Here is an 18,475-nt window from a genome sequence, read left to right on the forward strand (position 1 = left end):
TTTTCTTTTGGGATTTCGCATGATCTACCGCCCCCTCGGCCGCACCGGCTGGAACATCTCTGCGATCGGCTTCGGCGCCTGGGCCATCGGCGGCACCTGGGGCCACACCGACGACACGGCCGCAATGGCCGCCCTGCACCGCGCCCTCGACCGCGGCGTGAACTTCTTCGACACGGCCGATGTCTACGGCGACGGCCACAGCGAGCGGCTGCTTGCCCGCCTGCGCAAGGAGCGCCCGAACGACGCCTTCCACGTCGCCACCAAGGCCGGCCGGCGGCTGGACCCGCACACCGCCGACGGCTACCGCGACCTGCGCCCCTTCATCGAGCGCAGCCTGCGCAACCTCGAGGTCGACGCCATCGAGCTGCTGCAGCTGCACTGCCCGCCCAGCGCCGTCTATGCCATGCCCGAGGTCTTCGGCGCGCTGGACGACCTGGTCCGCGCGGGCAAGCTGCGCCATTACGGCGTCAGCGTGGAGCGCATCGACGAAGCGATGGCCGCGCTGAAGTACCCCGGCGTGCAATCGGTGCAGATCATCTTCAACCTGTTCCGCCAGCGGCCGGCCGAGGTCTTCCTGCCCGCCGCCCAGGCCGCACAGGTGGGCGTGCTGGCACGGCTGCCGCTGTCCAGCGGCATGCTCAGCGGCAAGTTCACGCGCGACAGCCGGTTCAGCGCCGACGACCACCGCGCCTTCAACCGCCAGGGCGAGGCCTTCGACAAGGGCGAGACGTTCTCGGGCGTCGACTACGAAGAAGGCCTCGCCGCCGTCGAGGAGCTGCGCACGCTGCTGCCCGACGGCGTGAGCATGGCCCGCCTGGCGTTGCGCTGGATCCTCATGCACGAAGCGGTCACCACGGCCATCCCCGGCGGGCGCACGCCCGCGCAGGTGGACGAGAACGTCAGCGCCGCCGATCTCGCCGCGCTGCCCGCGCCGCTGATGCAGGCGCTGGCCGACCTGTACCGCCGCCGCATCGCGCCGCAGGTGCACGCACTCTGGTAACGCGCGCCGCTGCTGCCAGCCCCTGACCCGGGGCGCCGGACAATCGGGGCCATGCAGCAACCGGCCCGCTGGATCGCCCACCTCGACATGGACGCCTTCTACGCGTCCGTCGAGCTGCTGCGCTATCCGCAGCTCAGGGGCGAGGCCGTCGTCATCGGCGGCCGCCGGGCCGATGCGCCGCAGCAGCTGGCCGACGGCAGCTGGCGCTACGCCAGGCTGCGCGACTACACCGGCCGCGGCGTCGTCACGACCAGCACCTATGCCGCGCGCGACCTCGGCGTGTTCTCGGCCATGGGCCTGATGAAGGCCGCGCTGCGCGCGCCCGACGCCATCCTGCTGCCGGCCGATTTCGACAGCTACCGCAAGTACTCGCGCCTCTTCAAGGCCGCGGTCGCCGAGGTCGCACCGGTCATCGAGGACCGTGGCATCGACGAGATCTACATCGACCTGACCGACGTGCCCGGCGTGCGCGACGCCGTGGGCCACGATCCGCTCGGCGGCGTCAAGGCGGTGGCGCGCGAGATCAAGAACTCGGTGGGCCGCGCGACCGGGCTGACCTGCTCCATCGGCGTCACGCCCAACAAGCTGCTCTCAAAAATAGCCAGCGAGTTGGACAAGCCCGACGGCATCACGGTGCTGACGCTGGACGACATCCCCACGCGCATCTGGCCGCTGGGCGTGCGCAAGATCAACGGCATCGGCCCCAAGGCGGGCGACAGGCTCGTCAAGCTCGGCCTGGAGACGGTGGGTGACATCGCCGCGGCCGACCCGGCCTGGCTGGTCGAGCAGTTCGGCGAGAGCTACGGCCAGTGGCTGCACGCCGCCTCGCACGGCCGCGATTCGCGCCCCATCGTCACGCACAGCGAGCCGGTCTCCATCAGCCGCGAGACCACTTTCGAGCGCGACCTCCACGCGGTGCACGACAAGGCGCTGCTCGGCGGCATCCTCGACGAGCTGTGCGAAAGCCTGTCGCGCGACCTCGCCCGCAAGCGCTACGCGGGCAAGACGGTGGGCATCAAGCTGCGCTTCGAGGGCTTCGTCACCGTCACGCGCGACCAGACGCTGAAACTGCCCATCACCGGTGCCGCCGACATCCGCCACGCCGTGGGCCTGTGCCTCAAGCGCGTCAAGTTCGACAAGCGGCTGCGGCTGATGGGGGTTCGCATCGGCAACCTCGTGCACGCCAGCCAGGCGCTGGCGCCGCCACCCGAGCGCGCTGCCGAGCCGGCGCGGGAGAACCTGTCGCTGTTCTAGCTGGCGCGGCGGGACGGGGCGAAGGGCTACTTGTCGAGGCTCATGCTGCCGTTGCCCACGTAGACCGTCTTGTTGTCGTCGTGCACGGGGAAGCTGAGCAGGCGCTCCTGGTGGCCGTCGTCGTAGTCCAGCGTGAGGACGAAGCCGCTGAGCTGGTAGCGGCCACGGCGGCTGGCACCGTCGTCGTTGCTGCGCGAGCTGACGGCGCCCGCCGTGCCGAACGGCGTGCCCACCGTGCCCCCGCCGGTGCTGCTGCTGCCCTTGCCGTCACCGTGCGAGGAGCCGGAGACCACGGTGTTGTTCATGACGGCCGCCAGGCTGCCCGAGCTGGCCAGCGAGCTGTAGCTGCGCTCGAAGCGCCCGTCCCGCGTGAAGCGGATGCCGCGCGTGGACGAGATGCCGCCGGTGACCAGGCTGCCGCTGAACGTGCCACGGCTGTAGCTTCCCTCCAGCCGGGTGTCCTTGGGCCAGGGCCGCACGGCCCGGTGCTTCTCGGGCTGCCAGGCGCCCGGGCGGCCGTCGTCGTCCTGCGGCTGCATTTCGTAGCCCTTGCCGCCGGCACGCCAGCGGCCCCAGCGCTGCGGTTCGAGCTGGCGCGAAGCCGCCGCGTTGAGCTGGTCCGGCGGCATCTCGGTGCGGCGGTAGACGCTGCCGTCCCGCATCAGGAAGCGCACGTCCTCCTCCCAGCGCGTGCCCTGGTTGTAGTTGGCCTCGCCATGGATGACGACGGCGGCGAGGTCCTTCTCAGGCAGGCCCTTGCCCGGCGCACTCATGACCCGCTGCAGCAGCACCTCCTTGCGCGCCAACGGCTGCTGGGGCAGCGGCGAAGGCGTCAGGCCCGATGTGTCGCCGACGATGGCCGCGTCGGCCAGGTCCATCGCGTAGGCGCGCAGCGACGTGACCAGCCCCCGCACGACCACCTCGCGCCCGACCCAGGGCTCGGCATCGAACTTCAGGTAGACATGCGCCTGCGCCGCCCGGTCGGCGTGCTCCTGGATGAGGTGATAGCGGTCCGGGTCCTCCGACCAGCGCTCGACCCGCCCTTTGACATGGACCGGCCCCAGCTTGCGCTGCGCCTCGTCCTTGGAGATCGAACTCCAGCCGCCGCCCTGCTGGGCGCTCAACGCGTCGATCTGGCTGGGCAGCAAGACCTGGCCCCGCACGGGGCCGGGGGCAACGGCGGGCAGGTCCGGCGGTGACACCAGCTTGGCCTGCACCAGCGCCACGGCCACCGCACGCGCCTGGGGGTACTGCGCGCTCACGTCCATGCCGGCGGCCTGCCAGTCGCGCGCCAGGCCCGCGCAGGCCTGGTCGGGCGCGGGGTCGCTCAGCACCCGCTGGCGCAGCGGCTCGGTGAGCTTCTTCCACGACGGCGCACTGCTGCCTTGGCGCCGCCGCAGGTCGGCCACGACGAGACGCAGCGGCGCGATCTGGTGCCGCTCCCGCCACGCCACCCAGGCCGCGCGCATCTGCGGGGTGGACGGCGCGCCCACGTCCTCGCAGGCGCGCAGCGAGGCCTCGGACATCACGTCCAGGCTGACGGCCGCCACCAGCTGCTTCACGGCCGCCGGGTCCGCGGCGAGGTTCTGGGCCGGCGCGGCCGCAGCGGCGCCGCAGGCATGCACCGCCGCCAGCACGATGGCGCCCTGCCGCCGCGCCCTCAAGCAGGTCCGCGCTGAGGCAGCGCCGGTTGTTCACATTGCATGGAAACTGATCGTCCAAATGCCCCCATCGAGCGGGCGCGATGTTCGGGTGGCGGCCCGTGCACGGACAATCCCTTGATTGCAAGCACGCCCCAAGTCCGAAGTCCCGCCCACGGCTGCGCCGGTTGATGGCGTCCCATGACCGAAAACCCTTCCTGGACCTACACCGTCTCGGTCCGCAGCCTCTGCGAGTTCACCGCAAAGGGCGGCAGCCTGGACCGCCGCTTCACGCCCTCGGCCACGTCGCTGGAGGGCCAGGCCGGGCAGATGGCCGTGTATGCGCGCCGCTCGCCGGGTTACGAGACCGAGCTGCCGCTGGAGGGCCAGTACGGCCAGCTGCGCGTGCGCGGCCGCGCCGATGGCTACGAGGCGGACGTGAACCGGCTGGAAGAGATCAAGACCATCCGCGGCCCGGTCGAGCTGATTCCCGAGAACCGCCGGGTGCTGCACTGGGCCCAGCTCGAGACCTACGGCGCCCTCATCGCCGCCGACCGCGGCCTGGCCGAGCTCGAACTGGCCCTGGTCTACGTCGACGCCGACACGCAGCACGAGACCGTGCTGCGCCAGACACTGACGGCCGCCGCGCTGCAGGCCGGCTTCGAGGCGCGCTGCCGCGAGTTCGAGGCCTGGGCCGCGCAGGAGGCCGCGCACCGCGCCGCGCGCGACGCGGGGCTCGCCGCCCTGCCCTTCCCGCTCGGCGAGCTGCGCCCCGGACAGCGCCTGCTGGCCGAGGCCGTCTACCGCGTCGCCGCCAACGGCCGCTGCCTGCTGGCCCAGGCGCCCACCGGCATCGGCAAGACGCTGGGCACGCTGTACCCGCTGCTGCGCGCCATGCCGCTGCAGCGGCTCGACAAGATCGGCTACATGACCTGCAAGGGCACCGGCCGCATCACCGCGCTTGAAGCCTTGCACGCGCTGCGCGAGGCGGCGCCGGCCAAGGGAAAAGCCGAAGGCCCACCGCAAGGCGCCTTGCGCGTGCTGACGCTGGTGGCCAAGGAGCAGGCCTGCGAGCACCCCACCAAGGCCTGCCATGGCGACGCCTGCCCGCTGGCGCACGGCTTCTACGACAAGCTGCCCGCCGCCCGCGCCGAGGCCGTGCGGGCGGGCTGGCTGGACGCCGCCGCACAGCGCCGCATCGCGCTCCAACACGACGTCTGCCCCTACTACCTCGGCCAGGAGCTGCTGCGCTGGGCCGACGTCGTGGTCGGCGACGTGCACCATGCCTTCGACCCCTACGGCCAGCTCTACGGCCTGGCGCAGGCGCAGGGCTGGAAGCTGGCGCTGCTGGTGGACGAGGCGCACAACCTCATCGACCGCGCGCGCGACATGTACAGCACCAGCCTCAGCCTGGCGCGCGTGCGCGAGGCCGCGGCCAACGCGCCGGCCAGCCTGCGCGCGCCGCTGCGCGGGCTGGCCAAGGAACTGGCCACGCTGGGCCGCGCGCAGGCCGCGGACTACCAGCCGCTGCCCACCGTGCCCGACGCGCTGGGCGAAGCGCTGCAGCGCGTCAACGTCGCCCTGGGGGAGTACGTGCAGAACCATCCGCTCGAAGTCGGCCCTCTGCTGGAGTTCTATTTCGAGTGCCTGGGCCTGCAGCGCCTGCTGGACCGGCTGGACACCCACTCGCTGTGCGACCTGCAGCGCGCCAACGCCGCGCGCCCGCTTACGGAGGCGCCGGCCAACCTCTCGCTGCTGGACGACGGCCCCGAGGACGACGGCAGCATCGACGTGCTGCTCTCGGTGCGCAACATCGTGCCCGGCCACTTCCTGAAGGAACGCTTCGAGGGGCTCAGCAGCGTCACGCTGTTCTCGGCCACGCTCGGCCCGCCGGACTACCCGCGCCACCTGCTGGGCCTGCCCGACGACACCGCCTGGATCGACGTGCCCGCGCCCTTCCCGGCCGAGCACCTGACGGTGCAGGTGGCCAACCTGTCGACACGCTGGGAGCATCGCGACGCGTCACTCAACGCGCTGGTGGATGTGCTCGCCACGCAGTACGGGGAGCACCCCGGCAACTACCTCGCCTTCTTCAGCAGCTTCGACTACCTCGACAAGGCCGCTGCGCGGCTGGCGCTGCGCCATCCGCACGTGCCGCAGTGGCGCCAGTCGCGTGCGATGGGCGACGCGGCGCGGCGCGGCTTCCTGGACCGCTTCGTGGAGGATGGCCGCGGCGTCGGCTTCGCCGTGCTGGGCGGCGCCTTCGCCGAGGGCGTGGACCTGCCCGGCACCCGGCTCATCGGCGCCTTCATCGCCACGCTGGGCCTGCCGCCGGTATCGCCGCTGCAGGAGCAGGTGCGCGAGCGGCTGGACGCGATGTTCGGCGCCGACCACGGCTATGCCGACCTCGTGCCCGGGCTGCAGAAGGTCGTGCAGGCCGCCGGCCGCGTGCTGCGCTCGGTGGACGACCGCGGCTGGGTGTGGCTGATGGACCAGCGCTACCGGCGGCCCGAGGTGCGGGCGCTGCTGCCGGCGTGGTGGCGGGTGCAGTAAGCGTTGCCCGACGCGCCGGCACCGCAGGGAAGCGGATCAACGAAGGGCTCGCGCTGGCCGACATGCACAAGCCTGGCATGCCGGTTGGCGTGATGCCACGGCGTGCGGGCCGCGTCGGATTCCTCGCAGCCCAGCCAGCCCTGCGAGCCCCAGCAACCACAGCGCGGCAGTGGCAGGCTCCGGCACGGCCGCCGCCGACAGGTAGGCCGTGCCCGACGCCGCCGCGATCGATGCGCCGGCGGGCGCCATCAGGCCGAAGTGGGCCGAGCCGTAGAAATCAGCGACACCCACGTCGAAACTTTCCACGCCGAAATAGCTGGCGAGGTAGATCGGCTTGTCATAGGTGAACGAAATCTCGGCCTGCAGCACGGTGGCGCCAGCGGACGGGAACGCATCCTCCGTGATCGGAACGACGCCCGTGCTGCTCTGTGGGGCCTCGGGCATGCAACAGTCCAGCCAGCTGCGCAGAGCGCCCTGGTCGAAGGGCTGCAGGCTAGAGAACAGCCCGTAGTGGGCGACGCCCTTGCCTTCGCTGGTGCCGCTCACCCGGATGGCGAGATGCAGTTCGCCCTGGCCAACACCGCCGGTGATCGTGAATCCATCCGCCCACCAGGTCTCGGCGAAGGCTTCATAACCCGGTTGCGGCACGGCGGCGTAGGCGCCGCTGTTGCCGAAGCCCGCCCGCGCCTTGGCGTAGACGGTCTGCCATTGCGCTTCGGCCGAAAGGTCGCCGAACTCGGACTCGAGCACCTTGTCCGGCAACGACTGCTCGATTTGGGCACGCACGATGGTGAAAGAGCCGGTGCTGTCCCCCGTGCCGACGGCCAAGACTGGCAGGGAGAAGAAAAGGGCTGCGGCCACAGCCGGAACTTTCAATTGCGCTTGCATGGACGTGACCTCGGTGGCTGAAACGGTGAGGCGTTCTATCCGCGCTGCGGTTGCTCCACATCCTCCAAGTTGACGAGCAGGCTCCCGCGCCTTGCCTGCGGATCGCGGCGCCATGCCCGGCGGCCTGCTTTGTGTGGGGATGTTGCCGGCCCTCTCGCGCCGCTGCACCCGGTAACCGCCGCGTCGGTCAGGCGTGCCACCCTTGCGCAATGTTCGCCCTGCTCCGCTCCAGCCGCCCCAACTGCCCTCCCGCCCTGGCGCCCCGCTTCGCTTGTGCCGTCGCCATGGCCGGTCTGCTCGCGCTGGCCGGCTGCGGCGGCGGTGGCTCCGATGCCGCGGCGCCGGCGCCCGCGCCCGCGCCGCCACCCCCCGCGGCCCCCGCACCTGCACCGCCCACCGCCGGCACCCGCATCACCTGCAACCTGCCGAACTTCGAGGCCGAGATGCTGGCCGCGGTCAATGCGCACCGCCGCAGCGGCGCCACCTGCGGCGCGCGTGGCGCCTTCCCCGCCGCACCCGAACTGACGTGGAACGCGGCCCTCACACAGGCCGCGGTGGCGCACAGCGACGACATGGTGGCGAACAACTTCTTCAGCCACACCGGCAGCAACGGCAGCACGCTCGGCACCCGCGCGACGGCCGCCGGCTACGCCTGGAGCAGCCTGGGCGAGAACATCGCCGCCGGCCAGGCCAGCATCGCCGAGGTGGTGGACGGCTGGATGAAGAGCGACGGGCACTGCGCCAACCTGATGACCGCGACCTTCCGTGACATCGGCGTGGCCTGCGTGGCGGGCAACGCCAACACCACCTACCGCACGTACTGGACCCAGGACTTCGGGACTCCGCGCTGAGTCCTGCGCAGCCGCAGTTCGTTTCCACTGGCTGGCTGGCCTTCATTGGGGCCGTCACTATTGAGGATGAAAAGCCACCCCGAAGCGGTCGATGATGGACACGCCGAGTGGACAGTCGACTCCACGCCAGGGAGGAACGAGTCATGAAGCTGCATCATGCTTTTCTAGTCGCCACCATGAGCCTGTGCCTGGGTGGCTGCAATAAGGCGACGGCTGTCGCGGGAGCAAAGTTCGTCGGCGCGGCATTCGCGACGGCTGTCGCGGAGCAAGCCGCCACGAAGGTCGTCGAACAGGTCGACTTGTCGTTGCAGGCACCCCATCCGCCAGAAGCGGCCGAGCCGACCTGGAACCCCGGCTCGCCTCACCCTTCGGCAGCCCATGTCTTCGCGTCGCAAACGCCAGGCACATGGGTGACGAAAGCGGGCTATGCATGGAACAACCCGGCCAATGCCGCCGAAGGCGTTCAATGGCAACCCCGAGCGCGGCACCCTCAACACGCGGCCGTTCTCGCGTCGGCGCAGGAGGGCAACTTCGTGCCTGCCGCCGGCTACAACTGGGTCGACGCGGCCAACAGCGATCTGCGCGTCGTCTGGCAACCCGGCCAGAAGCATCCCAATTTCGAGCATGTCATCGCCGCCGATGGCGAGGGGCAATGGAGGGCCGAGGAAGGATTTCGCTGGGTCGCCCCTGACGACGCCACCAATTTTGCAGTGGTGGCGTTGTAGGAGCCGGCAAGAAGCCACTCGCCGCGCCTCAAGTCCCGTCGCCGGTGCCAGCGCGCCTTCTCCCGCAGCGCTGCCACGCCGGAGCCGACCTGGAAAGCTTTTTACCTCCGCTGAATCCAAACCGCCCCGCCGGGCGCTCCAAGGAAGCACCATCCCTTCCCGCCCTTGGAGCCGCCGATGTTCTTCGACCACTTCCACGCCTTCAGCCCGCTGATGATCCCCATCCTGGCGCTGCTGATCCCCATCGTCGCCATCGTGGCCCACTACCTGGGCCGGGCCAACAGCGAGCGCCAGCGCCACGAGACCATCCGCGAACTCGTCCGCGCCGGCCAGCCCATCCCGCCCGAGCTGCTGGGCGACGTCCAGGACAGCGACTGGCACTGCGCACGGCGCGAACGGGCCAACCCCAACCGCATCCTCGTGCCGGCCATCATCAACATCGCCGTCGGCCTGGGGCTGATGGGCATGTTCTCGATGATGATGCCGGGCGCCTGGCTCTGGAGCATCGGCCTGCTGCCGCTGTTCATCGGGCTGGGCCTGGCGCTGTACTGGACCGTCGAGCGCAAGCAGCAACCCAAGCCGTGACACCCGGCGCCCCCGCCGAACCGGCCCGGCAGGAGGCCGAGCTCGTGGCCCGCGCCGCCGCTGGCGACCGCACCGCCTTCGCTGCCCTCGTGCAGGCGCATCAAGGCTATCTGCGCAAGCTGCTCGGCCGCGTCTGCCGCGGCGACCAGGGCCGCGCCGACGACCTCGCCCAGGAAGCCTTCGTGCGCGCCTGGCGCGCCCTGCCCAAGTTTCGCGGCGAAGCGCGCTTTCGCACCTGGCTGACGCGGCTGGCCTACTCCGCGCTGGCGGCCGAACGCCCGGCGCTGCCGCGCGTGGATGAGCCGCCGCCCGACCTGGACGCCCACGGCGACTTCGCGCCCGCGGCCGACTGGCGCATCGACCTCGACCGTGCGATGACGGTCCTCAGCGAGCCCCAGCGCCACGCGCTGCTGCTCTGCTACGGCGCCGACCTCAGCCACGCCGAAGCTGCCATGGTGCTGGGCTGGCCGCTCGGCACGCTCAAGACCCAGGTGCTGCGCGCCAAGGCCCGGCTGCGCGTGCAACTGCAAGCATGGGAACCCACGCCATGACGGACCAAGACCCAGACGTTCCTCTTTTCGACGCCGAACTGCGCCAGCGGTTGGGCGCTGGTGGGGAGCCGGCCGACGACGGCTTCAGCCTGCGCGTGATGGCGGCGCTGCCGCCTCACGTGAGTCCCGCACAACGCCGCTGGGCCGGTCGGGTTCGGCGGGCACGCTGGACGGCGCTCAGCATCGCCGCCTGCGGCGTCGCCGCCCTGCTTTCCACCGGCCCCGTCGACGTCCCTCATGCGATGGCGGCGATGGCATGGATGGGGCTGCTGATCTTCTGGTCGATTCCACGTTGGTGGCGACCAGGCTGAACGACCCGGCGCCTTCGGCACGTCCGGGAACATCCCCGCCCCGGCGTTCGCCCAGCCCGACAGAATCGCGACCACCAACCTGCAGGATCTCTATGAAACGAGTCACCGGCCTCGGCGGCATCTTCTTCAAAGCCAGGAACCCCAAGGCGCTGGGCGAGTGGTACCGCCAGCACCTGGGCATGGACGTCAGCGAATGGGGCGGCGCCGTGTTCCGCTGGGCCGACGACAGCCCCAGCGGCACGACGATCTGGAGCCCGTTCAAGGAGGACACCGACTACATGGCGCCGAGCAGCGCGCCGTTCATGGTCAATTTCCGCGTCGCGGACCTGCACGCACTGCTGGCAGCGTTGCGGGCCGAGGGCTGCGACGTGCAGGACAAGGTGGACGAATCGGAGTACGGCAAGTTCGGCTGGGTCATGGACCCGGAGGGCAACAAAGTCGAGCTGTGGGAGCCGCCCGCGGATCGTTGAAGCTGCTGAGCGGGCCTGCCGTGCGAATGTGCGGCGCAAAGCCGTTCATGAAACGGCCGGTCGGCATCCCGCCGCGTTCTGCACACGCCAGCTGACTGACAATCTAGGGGTAGGTCCTGCGCCGGCCGCTCGGCAGGCGCGGGTCATTTCACGGGACTTCGTCCCCCGTCAGCTACGCCCCTCTCGGATGACCGCCCAAGCCAAGGCTCCCAGCCCCACCCGCAGCCCCGCCGCCCTCACCACGCCGGCCATCGACCCTCTGCAGCAGGGGCTGGCGCTGTTCCATGCCGCAACGCCCGACTACCGGCGCGCGGCAGGCTGGTTCAAGGCCTCCGCGCAGGCGGGCAACCGCGACGGCATGGCGATGTTCGGGCTGTGCCAGCTGGAAGGCCTGGGCCTGAGGGCTGAGCCGGTGGAAGCACGGGCGCTGCTGGAACGCGCCGCGGCGGCCGGCAGCACCATCGGCCGCTTTCAGCTCGGCCGCGTGCTGTTGACGGGTCGGGGCGGACCGGCCGACGAGGCGCGGGGCGTGTCGGCCTATCTCGCGGCGGCGGCCATGGGCCATGCCGAGGCCACGCTGAACCTTGCCAACTGCCTGTACGCGGGCGTCGGCTGCCTGCCCGACCGGCTCGCAGCCAAGGCGCTGTACCTGCGCAGCCGCACGCTGGGTTGCCAGTTGCGGGTGCAAGGCGTGCGCCTACGCCGCCGCGAGCTCAAGGCGGTGCGCACGCTGGCGCAGCGCTTCGCCGACCCGAACCGACTGATCTTCCTGTTCGGTGAGCGCCAGCGCCAACTGTCCCTGCTGCAGGCCCCCACGCAGCCTGCGCCCTTGCCCCGTTCTCGCGCCGCGCAGGCGGCGGCCACACGCCGTTGGCGCCAGGCCGGCCGGCTGGCCGCGGGCGTGCTGGCCGCGATGGCCGGCACGTTGAAGCAGTACCTGCGCCCGGCATCGCGCGACGCCGGGCCGACGACGCTCAGTTTCTGACCGGCAGCGCTGAGCTGGCCCTGTCCTGGCCCTGCGCTGGTGGCGCCGCGCTCGCTGGGCACCCTCCGCTTCGGGGGGCCCACCTCGGGGCTGCGCTCACGCATCGATGCTCAGGCCTGCCCGCGCCTTCTTGGTCAGCTTGGCCGCCACCAGCGCATGGGAGCGCTTCACCAGCGCCTTGAGTTCCGCCAGCGGCAGCGCCTTGGGATCGGACACCGCGACCCAGTGGTACCGCGCCGCATAAGGCGCCGGCGCGAAGCCGGGCAGGCCGGTCAGCTCCAGGAAGCGATGCTGCTCGACCTTGAAGCTGCAATGCGTCCACGCCCCGGGGTGCGGCCCGCCGACGAAGAACATCTTGCCGCCGACGCTGGCGACCCAGTCGGCGCCCCACTTGACGTCCTGCGTGGCGCCGGGCAGTTGCATGGCGTAGTCGGCGAGTGCTTTGAAGCTCATGTCCGTTCTCCTGTCCTCGGGCCGAGCGCGGGGCCGCCCCGCGAGGCCGGCCCGGCAGGCCGAGGCCAGCAGGCGTGACCCGACGGGGGCCTCAACACTTACATTCTGGCCTGCCATGGCCCGTACCCGCCTGCCCTCCCTTGACGCCCTGCTTGCTTTCGAAGCCTGCGCCCGCCTGGGCAGCTTCGAGGCCGCCGCGCAGGAGCTCGCGCTGACGGCCAGCGCCATCGCCAAGCGGCTGGCCGGCTTGGAAGAAAGACTGGCGCAGGAGTTGCTGACGCGCGGCGCCAAGGGCCTGGCCCTGACGCCGGCCGGCCACGAATACCTGCCTCAGGTTCGCCAGGCGCTGGCGCTGCTACAGGCCATGCCCCTGCACCGGCGTGCCAGCCAGCAGCGCGAACGGCTGCGCGTGACCTCCACGCCCACGTTCGCGCGCCAGCTGCTGGTGCCCGCGCTGCCCGGCTTCACCGCGGCCCACCCGCACGTCGAACTGGAGCTGACTCTGTCCGTGCCGCTGCTGGCCGAGGGCGACGCGGGTGCCGACGTGGAAGTTCGCCACGGCGCCGTGCCGGATGACATCGCGCCCGCGCAGGTGCTGCTGCGCGACCGCCTCACGCCGCTGGCCTCGCCCGCGCTGCTCGCCCGCTTCGCGCCGCTGCACACGCCGTCCGACCTGCTGGCCCTGCCACTGCTGCGCACGCCGCTGCAACCCTGGGCAACCTGGCTGCGCGCCGCCGGCCTGACCGACACCCCCGAGCCGGACGATGGCCCCCGACTCGTCGACCTGGGCCTCACGCTGGCCGCGGCGCTGGTCGGCCAGGGCGTGGCGCTGGCGCGGCTGAGCCTGGCCCGGCATGAGCTGGCCGAGGGCCGGTTGGTGCAGCCGTTCGCGCTGACCGTGCCGGCCGAGCGGCACTACGGGCTGGTGATGCACCGGCCCAGCCCCGCGGCGGCAGCCTTCGCGGCCTGGCTGCATGGCCATTGCAGGGCGCTGCAGGAAAACTCTTCCGCCGTGGCTTGAGGTTTTTTCCGGGGCGCCGCAAGCGCAGCGGGCCTAGCATCGCGGCCTTCCCCAGTTGCGCCCGCCGCCGCCATGCCCGTCATCACCTGCATCGAAGACCTGCGCCAGCTCGCCGAGAAGCGCGTGCCGCGCATGTTCTACGACTACGCCGACTCCGGCTCCTGGACCGAGACCACCTACCGCGCCAATGAGAGCGACTTCCGCGCCATCAAGCTGCGCCAGCGCGTGGCCGTCAACATGGAAGGCCGCAGCACCGCCGTGAAGATGGTGGGCCAGGACGCCAAGATGCCCGTGGCCATCGCGCCCGTGGGCCTGACGGGCATGCAGCACGCCGACGGCGAGATCCACGCAGCGCGCGCGGCCGAGAAGTTCGGCATCCCGTTCACGCTCAGCACGATGAGCATCTGCTCCATCGAGGACATCGCCGAGAACACCTCCGCGCCGTTCTGGTTCCAGCTCTACATGATGCGCGACCGCGAGGCGATGGCGCGCATGATCGAGCGCTGCAAGGCTGCCAAATGCTCGGCGCTGGTGCTGACGCTGGACCTGCAAGTCATCGGCCAGCGCCACAAGGACCTGAAGAACGGCCTCACCGCGCCGCCGCGGCCCACGCTGGGCAACATCCTCAACCTGATGACCAAGCCGCGCTGGTGCCTGGGCATGGCCGGCACCCGGCGCCACACCTTCCGCAACCTGGTGGGTCATGTGAAGGGCGTCAGCGACATGCGCTCGCTGTCGGCCTGGACGAACGAGCAGTTCGACCCGCGCCTGTCCTGGGCCGACGTCGCCTGGGTCAAGGCGCAGTGGGGCGGCAAGCTCATCCTCAAGGGCATCATGGACGTGGAAGACGCCAAGCTGGCCGTGCAGGCGGGCGCGGACGCCATCGTCGTCAGCAACCACGGCGGGCGGCAGCTGGACGGCGCTCCCAGCAGCATCCACGCGCTGCCGGCCATCGTGGCCGAGGTGGGCTCGCAGACCGAGGTGTGGATGGACGGCGGCATCCGCTCCGGCCAGGACGTGCTCAAGGCCTGGGCGCTGGGCGCGCGCGGCACGATGATCGGCCGCGCGATGGCCTACGGCCTGGGCGCGATGGGCGAGGAAGGCGTGGCCAAGGCGCTGGCCATCCTGCACAAGGAGCTGGACGTGACGATGGCCTTCTGCGGCCACACGCGGCTGACGAACGTGACGCGCGACATCCTCGTGCCGGGCACCTACCCGACCGCCTGAGGCCTGCTGTGGTCGCGCGCTGAAGCGCTGCGAGCTTGCCGCGGCCACCACGGCACCGTTAGGCTGGCGCATGCGCCGACCACTGCTCGCCTGCCTGCTCGCCTGCCTGACCGCCACCCTGCCACTGCAGGCTGAGGCGGCCCCGCCCCCGCTGCCCGACCGTGTGGTCATCGACGCCGAGGTCGCGCGGCTCATGGGCGCGACGCAGGCACAAGGCCTGGCGCTGGCCATCGTCGACGCCGGTCGCGTGGTCCATGTCGGCGCCTACGGCAAGCGCAATGCGGCGGGTGACCCGCTGCTGCCCGACACCGTCATGTACGGCGCGTCGCTGACCAAGGCGGTGTTCGCCTATTGGGTCATGCAGTTGGTCGAGGAGGGCAAACTCGATCTGGATCGGCCGCTGGCGGCCTACCTGGACCGGCCGCTGCCGGAGTACACCAACTTTCTGACGTCCTACCCGTGGCGGCACCTGGCCGGCGACAACCGCTGGCGCCAGCTCACGGCGCGCATGCTGCTGACGCACAGCAGCGGCTTCGCCAACTTCGCCTTCCTGGAACCCGACCGCCGGCTGCGCATGCACTTCGACCCCGGCACGCGCTATGCCTACTCGGGCGAAGGCCTGCTCCTGCTGCAGTTCGTGCTGGAACGCGGCCTGGGGCTGGACGTGGGCGCCGAGGTGCAACGCCGCGTGTTCACGCCGTTAGCCATGGCGCGCACCAGCCTGATGTGGCGCGCCGACTTCCGCCCCAACCTGGCCGATGGCTGGAAGGAAGACGGCAGCGTGGAGCCGCACGACGAGCGCAGCAAGGTGCGCGTGGCGGGTTCCATGGACACGACCATCGCCGACATGGCGCGCTTCGCGGCCGGCTACATCAACGGCGAGGGCCTGTCGCCCGCTGGCGCGGCGGCGTTGACGCAGCCGCACCTGCCGATCACGACCGCCACGCAGTTCCCGACACTTCAGCCCGAGCTGCCACCGGCCCGACGCCGCCCCGACCTCGCCGCGGGTCTCGGCGTCGTCGTCTTCGACGGGCCGCAGGGCGCCGGCTTCTACAAGGGCGGGCACAACGACAGCACCGGCAACACGTGGGTCTGCGTGAAGGCAAGCAAGCGCTGCGTCGTCATCCTGGCCAACGACGTGCGCGCCGAGCGCGCCTTCCCGCGCCTGGTCGAGTTCATCCTCGGCGAGACCGGCGCGCCGTGGCGCTGGGAGTACGGCGAGATGGCGTTCGTGCGCTGACCGGCCTGTCAAGGCGCCAGCGGGCGCACCAGCCGCACCGCCAGCTTCTCGCGCTTGCGCATCTCCCGCACCGCGCCGCCGGGCTGGTCCACCGCCCAGCCGGCCTGCGGGGCGAGCCGGTCGACGTGGCGCTCGGTGGTGCCGCGCTGCACGTTGCCGTAGCTGTAGGCGTTCACGCTTTCGGATTCGATGCGGGCCGTGCTGCTCCAGTACCAGCCTTGCGGCGCATCCGGCATCAGCGCGGCGGCGCTCTTCGCAGGGCCCAGCCGTTCGGGCAAGCGCTTGAGCTCCTGCGCGCGCGGCACGCGCCAGGGCCGCCCCTCGGCCTCGCTGCGGGTGCGAGCCAGCGCGAGTGCCTCCGCGTGCGTGGCCAGCGCGGGCTCACCGGTGCAGTGCCGGCCGTCCCAGTGCATCCCTGCCACGCAGCGCGACCAGGCCAGCCCGGCGCCCGCATCGACCAGCTCGCGGCCGTCGGCGCTGGGGACGAGCCTTGCGGCGTCCTCGCCCAGCGCCAGCGGGGCGGCGAAGGCCAAGGTCAGGGCGGCGAGCAGGCGGCGTTGCAGCATGCTCAGCGCCCCGCCGCGTCGACCAGCATCTGCGCCTCGGCCGGCTGGACGGGGCCTTCGCCCGGCAGCTCGACGACGATCAGATAGCCCGCCAGGTCCGGCCGCGCGGCCGCTGCCGCATACGTCTGCGCCAGCATCAGATGCCGGCTGGCGCGCAGGCGGCCGGTGGCGGGCTCCCAGTCCTCGTTGGAGATCAGGCAGCCCTGCTGCGGCGTGCCGGGGAAGTAGCTGCTGCCGGCGTAGTAGGCCGGGTTGATCGTCGTGCCGTGCACCAGCAGCTCGTCGCGGCCGGCGCGGCCGGCCAGCCAGGCTTCCTTGATGGGCGCCCAGGCGCGCCAGCTCTCGGGCAGGAAGCTGTCGTAGACGGCCTCGCTCCATTCAGCCGCGGGCGCCGCCTCGGCGTGCTCGAATTCGGCCGGCGTCGCCTCGATGGGCAGCTTGCTGTGCAGGTAGGGCGTGGGGCCGATGTTGGGGTTGGTGGCCGTGCCGGCGCCGACGAGGGTGAAGACGCCTTGCGGCGTGTTGCCGTTGGTGATCGTGCCCGGCAGGCCGGTGCGCGCCAGCGCGAGCTGCGGCGACGTGAACAGCTGGCCCGCCGCATCGCGCACGAATCGGCCGTCGGCGGCCCGCACCAGCGCCAGGCCCATCTGCTGGCGGCCGGGGCGCTGCAGGCTGACGATGGCCGCAAAGCCAGGCCGCAGCGGCGCGGCCAGCAGTTCTGGCAACGGCGGCTGCGCCGCGGCCGAGGGGCGCAGCCGCAGCACCAGCGCGGTCAGGCGGGCGTCGTCGGCCCAGTTGGGGAACTGCTGCGGCACGATCGCGCGCAGGCGCTCGGCGGCGCCGGGGTCGGCCTGCAGCAGCGTGTAGGCGGCGATGGCGAAGGGCTTGCTGGCCGTCAGCTGGGGCAGCAGCGGCCAGATCAGCGGCGCCGCCTCGGCCGGGTACAGCGTGTGGGCGGCGGTGAGCAGCGCGCGCTGGGTCTCGGCATCGCGCTGGCCCAGCGTGGGCAGGGCCTCCAGCAGCAGCGGCCGGGCGGCGTCGAGCTCGGCGTTGTACTGGGCGACGAGGTCGAAGAGCCGGGGCAGCGCCGCGTCGCGCTCGGGGCCGGGCGGCAGTGCGATGCGGGCGCGGATGTCGGCAAGGGCCGCCTCGCGCAGCGCGCGCTCGCCGTCGGTCGACGTGGCCGGCCATGTGAACTGGGCGGGCTGCAGCGCGAGCAGCTCGGCCGCGCTGTAGCGCTTCTCAGCGGGCGTCTCTTGCGGCTTCAGCGGCGCGCAGGCGGCCAGCAGCAGCGCGCTGCCGAGGACAAGCAGTTGGCGGAGGCTCATGGGTTCAACAGGTGCAAGGCATTGGCCACGCGGCGCAGCGCGGGCTCGTTGAGGGGGCGCGGCAGGCGCGATTCGCCGCCGATCAGCAAGGTGGACGAGCCGCCGCCGTCAAGGTTGAAGGCCTGCACGGCGCCGAGATCGCGCATCAGCTCGGCCGTCTGCGTGAGCGTCAGGCCCTTGACCGCGCCGCGCCGCCCGGCCGCCAGCAGCACGATCAGATGCCGGCCGGTGGCGTCCAGGCCGACAGCCGTGCGCGGGTGGGTGTGGGCGCAGAGGTTGGCGCAGGTCGCGTCGTCCTCGGCCGTCCGCGCGTGGCCGTCTCGAACCAGCCAGGGCGTGCCGCTCACCCCCAGCTGCCAGCCCGGCTCGGGCCTGGCGGGGGCGTCGAAGCGGATCACGCAGCGGGTGTCGCAGGCCAGCACCGGGTCGTTGGTCGGTCGGGCCAGCTTGAGCAGCTCAGGCCAGGGGTGGCCGCCGGAAACGGTCAGCCCGCGCGGGCGGAACTCGCGGTCGAAGAAGGAGGCGTTGATGCTGGCCAGGGCGCTGCGGCCGCTGGGCATCTGATCCAGCGGCAGGCCGGCGTCCGCCGGCGGCGACAACGCCACGCGCACGGTCGCGAGGTCCGCGCGCAGGGCCTGCACGTCGCTGTCGGGCCAGGGTGCCCATGCGCGATGGGCCAGCCCCGGCGCCAGCGGTTGCCAGCCATCGGCTGGCGGCGCCACCGTCGCGCAGCCGGCCAGGGCCAGCAGCACGAGGCCGAGCAGACGACGGTGGAGGACGGGCATGCTGAAGATACTAACGGCCGCCAACGGCACCATCGTGTCGCG

At 71.7% G+C, this 18,475-nt stretch carries 19 protein-coding genes; 13 read left to right on the forward strand and 6 right to left on the reverse strand.

The window, feature by feature from the left end:
* The first annotated feature begins 19 nt into the window (after window positions 1–19).
* On the forward strand, window positions 20–1,000 hold the full coding sequence (locus ASD35_RS04930; protein ID WP_056873777.1) for an aldo/keto reductase: 981 nt from the start codon (window positions 20–22) through the stop codon (window positions 998–1,000).
* Window positions 1,001–1,051: 51 nt separating this feature from the next.
* Complete coding sequence (locus ASD35_RS04935; protein ID WP_056873778.1) at window positions 1,052–2,254, forward strand: DNA polymerase IV; 1,203 nt, start codon at window positions 1,052–1,054, stop codon at window positions 2,252–2,254.
* Window positions 2,255–2,280: 26 nt separating this feature from the next.
* Here the strand turns inward: ASD35_RS04935 and ASD35_RS04940 are convergent, their stop codons facing one another.
* The gene (locus ASD35_RS04940) at window positions 2,281–3,918 is read right to left on the reverse strand and encodes a hypothetical protein (protein ID WP_056873779.1); all 1,638 of its coding nucleotides are present in this window, start codon (window positions 3,916–3,918) and stop codon (window positions 2,281–2,283) included.
* 177 nt (window positions 3,919–4,095) lie between these two features.
* Here ASD35_RS04940 and ASD35_RS04945 point away from each other — a divergent pair, with 177 nt between their 5' ends.
* Entirely contained in the window at window positions 4,096–6,447 is a 2,352-nt protein-coding gene (locus ASD35_RS04945; protein ID WP_056873780.1) for an ATP-dependent DNA helicase, read from the forward strand.
* A gap of 36 nt (window positions 6,448–6,483) precedes the next feature.
* On the opposite strand, the gene ASD35_RS04950 is transcribed toward ASD35_RS04945, so the two are convergent.
* On the reverse strand, window positions 6,484–7,335 hold the full coding sequence (locus ASD35_RS04950; protein WP_162254425.1) for a PEP-CTERM sorting domain-containing protein: 852 nt from the start codon (window positions 7,333–7,335) through the stop codon (window positions 6,484–6,486).
* A 284-nt stretch (window positions 7,336–7,619) separates the two neighbouring features.
* Between ASD35_RS04950 and ASD35_RS04955 the strand changes: the two genes are divergently transcribed.
* From ASD35_RS04955 to ASD35_RS04985, 7 genes are all read left to right on the forward strand, one after another.
* On the forward strand, window positions 7,620–8,186 hold the full coding sequence (locus tag ASD35_RS04955) for a CAP domain-containing protein (protein WP_200956007.1): 567 nt from the start codon (window positions 7,620–7,622) through the stop codon (window positions 8,184–8,186).
* A gap of 143 nt (window positions 8,187–8,329) precedes the next feature.
* Window positions 8,330–8,911 carry a hypothetical protein gene (locus ASD35_RS04960; protein WP_157275385.1) on the forward strand — a complete coding sequence of 194 codons (582 nt, stop codon included), beginning with the start codon at window positions 8,330–8,332 and terminating at the stop codon, window positions 8,909–8,911.
* Between the two features lie 177 nt (window positions 8,912–9,088).
* Window positions 9,089–9,496: a DUF6249 domain-containing protein gene (locus ASD35_RS04965; protein WP_056873783.1), complete on the forward strand. Its 408-nt coding sequence runs from the start codon at window positions 9,089–9,091 to the stop codon at window positions 9,494–9,496.
* Window positions 9,493–10,047, forward strand: a complete 555-nt coding sequence (locus tag ASD35_RS04970) for an RNA polymerase sigma factor (protein WP_056873784.1) — start codon at window positions 9,493–9,495, stop codon at window positions 10,045–10,047. The genes ASD35_RS04965 and ASD35_RS04970 overlap by 4 nt, the downstream gene beginning before the upstream one ends.
* The gene (locus ASD35_RS04975) at window positions 10,044–10,358 is read left to right on the forward strand and encodes a hypothetical protein (protein ID WP_056873785.1); all 315 of its coding nucleotides are present in this window, start codon (window positions 10,044–10,046) and stop codon (window positions 10,356–10,358) included. The genes ASD35_RS04970 and ASD35_RS04975 overlap by 4 nt, the downstream gene beginning before the upstream one ends.
* A gap of 92 nt (window positions 10,359–10,450) precedes the next feature.
* Window positions 10,451–10,828, forward strand: coding sequence for a VOC family protein (locus tag ASD35_RS04980; RefSeq protein ID WP_056873786.1), 378 nt, complete (start codon window positions 10,451–10,453; stop codon window positions 10,826–10,828).
* A 187-nt stretch (window positions 10,829–11,015) separates the two neighbouring features.
* Window positions 11,016–11,813, forward strand: a complete 798-nt coding sequence (locus ASD35_RS04985) for an SEL1-like repeat protein (RefSeq protein ID WP_056873787.1) — start codon at window positions 11,016–11,018, stop codon at window positions 11,811–11,813.
* A gap of 96 nt (window positions 11,814–11,909) precedes the next feature.
* On the opposite strand, the gene ASD35_RS04990 is transcribed toward ASD35_RS04985, so the two are convergent.
* Window positions 11,910–12,266, reverse strand: coding sequence for an MmcQ/YjbR family DNA-binding protein (locus tag ASD35_RS04990; RefSeq protein ID WP_056873788.1), 357 nt, complete (start codon window positions 12,264–12,266; stop codon window positions 11,910–11,912).
* A gap of 115 nt (window positions 12,267–12,381) precedes the next feature.
* On the opposite strand from ASD35_RS04990, the gene ASD35_RS04995 reads away from it, so the two are divergent.
* The 3 genes from ASD35_RS04995 to ASD35_RS05005 all read left to right on the forward strand — a co-directional run bounded on the left by ASD35_RS04995 (window position 12,382) and on the right by ASD35_RS05005 (window position 15,754).
* Window positions 12,382–13,287, forward strand: a complete 906-nt coding sequence (locus ASD35_RS04995) for a LysR substrate-binding domain-containing protein (protein WP_056873789.1) — start codon at window positions 12,382–12,384, stop codon at window positions 13,285–13,287.
* Window positions 13,288–13,359: 72 nt separating this feature from the next.
* Entirely contained in the window at window positions 13,360–14,514 is a 1,155-nt protein-coding gene (locus ASD35_RS05000) for an alpha-hydroxy acid oxidase (RefSeq protein WP_056873790.1), read from the forward strand.
* Between the two features lie 70 nt (window positions 14,515–14,584).
* Window positions 14,585–15,754: a serine hydrolase gene (locus ASD35_RS05005; RefSeq protein ID WP_056873791.1), complete on the forward strand. Its 1,170-nt coding sequence runs from the start codon at window positions 14,585–14,587 to the stop codon at window positions 15,752–15,754.
* Between the two features lie 8 nt (window positions 15,755–15,762).
* Here the strand turns inward: ASD35_RS05005 and ASD35_RS27525 are convergent, their stop codons facing one another.
* Genes ASD35_RS27525 through ASD35_RS05020 form a run of 3 tightly spaced genes read right to left on the reverse strand, consistent with a single transcriptional unit; the run spans window position 15,763 to window position 18,433 of the window.
* On the reverse strand, window positions 15,763–16,320 hold the full coding sequence (locus tag ASD35_RS27525; RefSeq protein WP_056873792.1) for a DUF1566 domain-containing protein: 558 nt from the start codon (window positions 16,318–16,320) through the stop codon (window positions 15,763–15,765).
* Between the two features lie 2 nt (window positions 16,321–16,322).
* Window positions 16,323–17,648, reverse strand: coding sequence for a hypothetical protein (locus tag ASD35_RS27530; protein ID WP_056873793.1), 1,326 nt, complete (start codon window positions 17,646–17,648; stop codon window positions 16,323–16,325).
* Window positions 17,645–18,433 (reverse strand): phosphodiester glycosidase family protein, encoded by a 789-nt coding sequence (locus ASD35_RS05020; RefSeq protein WP_056873794.1) that lies wholly within the window; start codon window positions 18,431–18,433, stop codon window positions 17,645–17,647. Before ASD35_RS05020 ends, ASD35_RS27530 begins: the two co-directional genes overlap by 4 nt.
* Window positions 18,434–18,475: the final 42 nt, after the last annotated feature.

Source organism: Pelomonas sp. Root1444 (assembly GCF_001426885.1).
GTDB lineage: Bacteria > Pseudomonadota > Gammaproteobacteria > Burkholderiales > Burkholderiaceae_C > Pelomonas.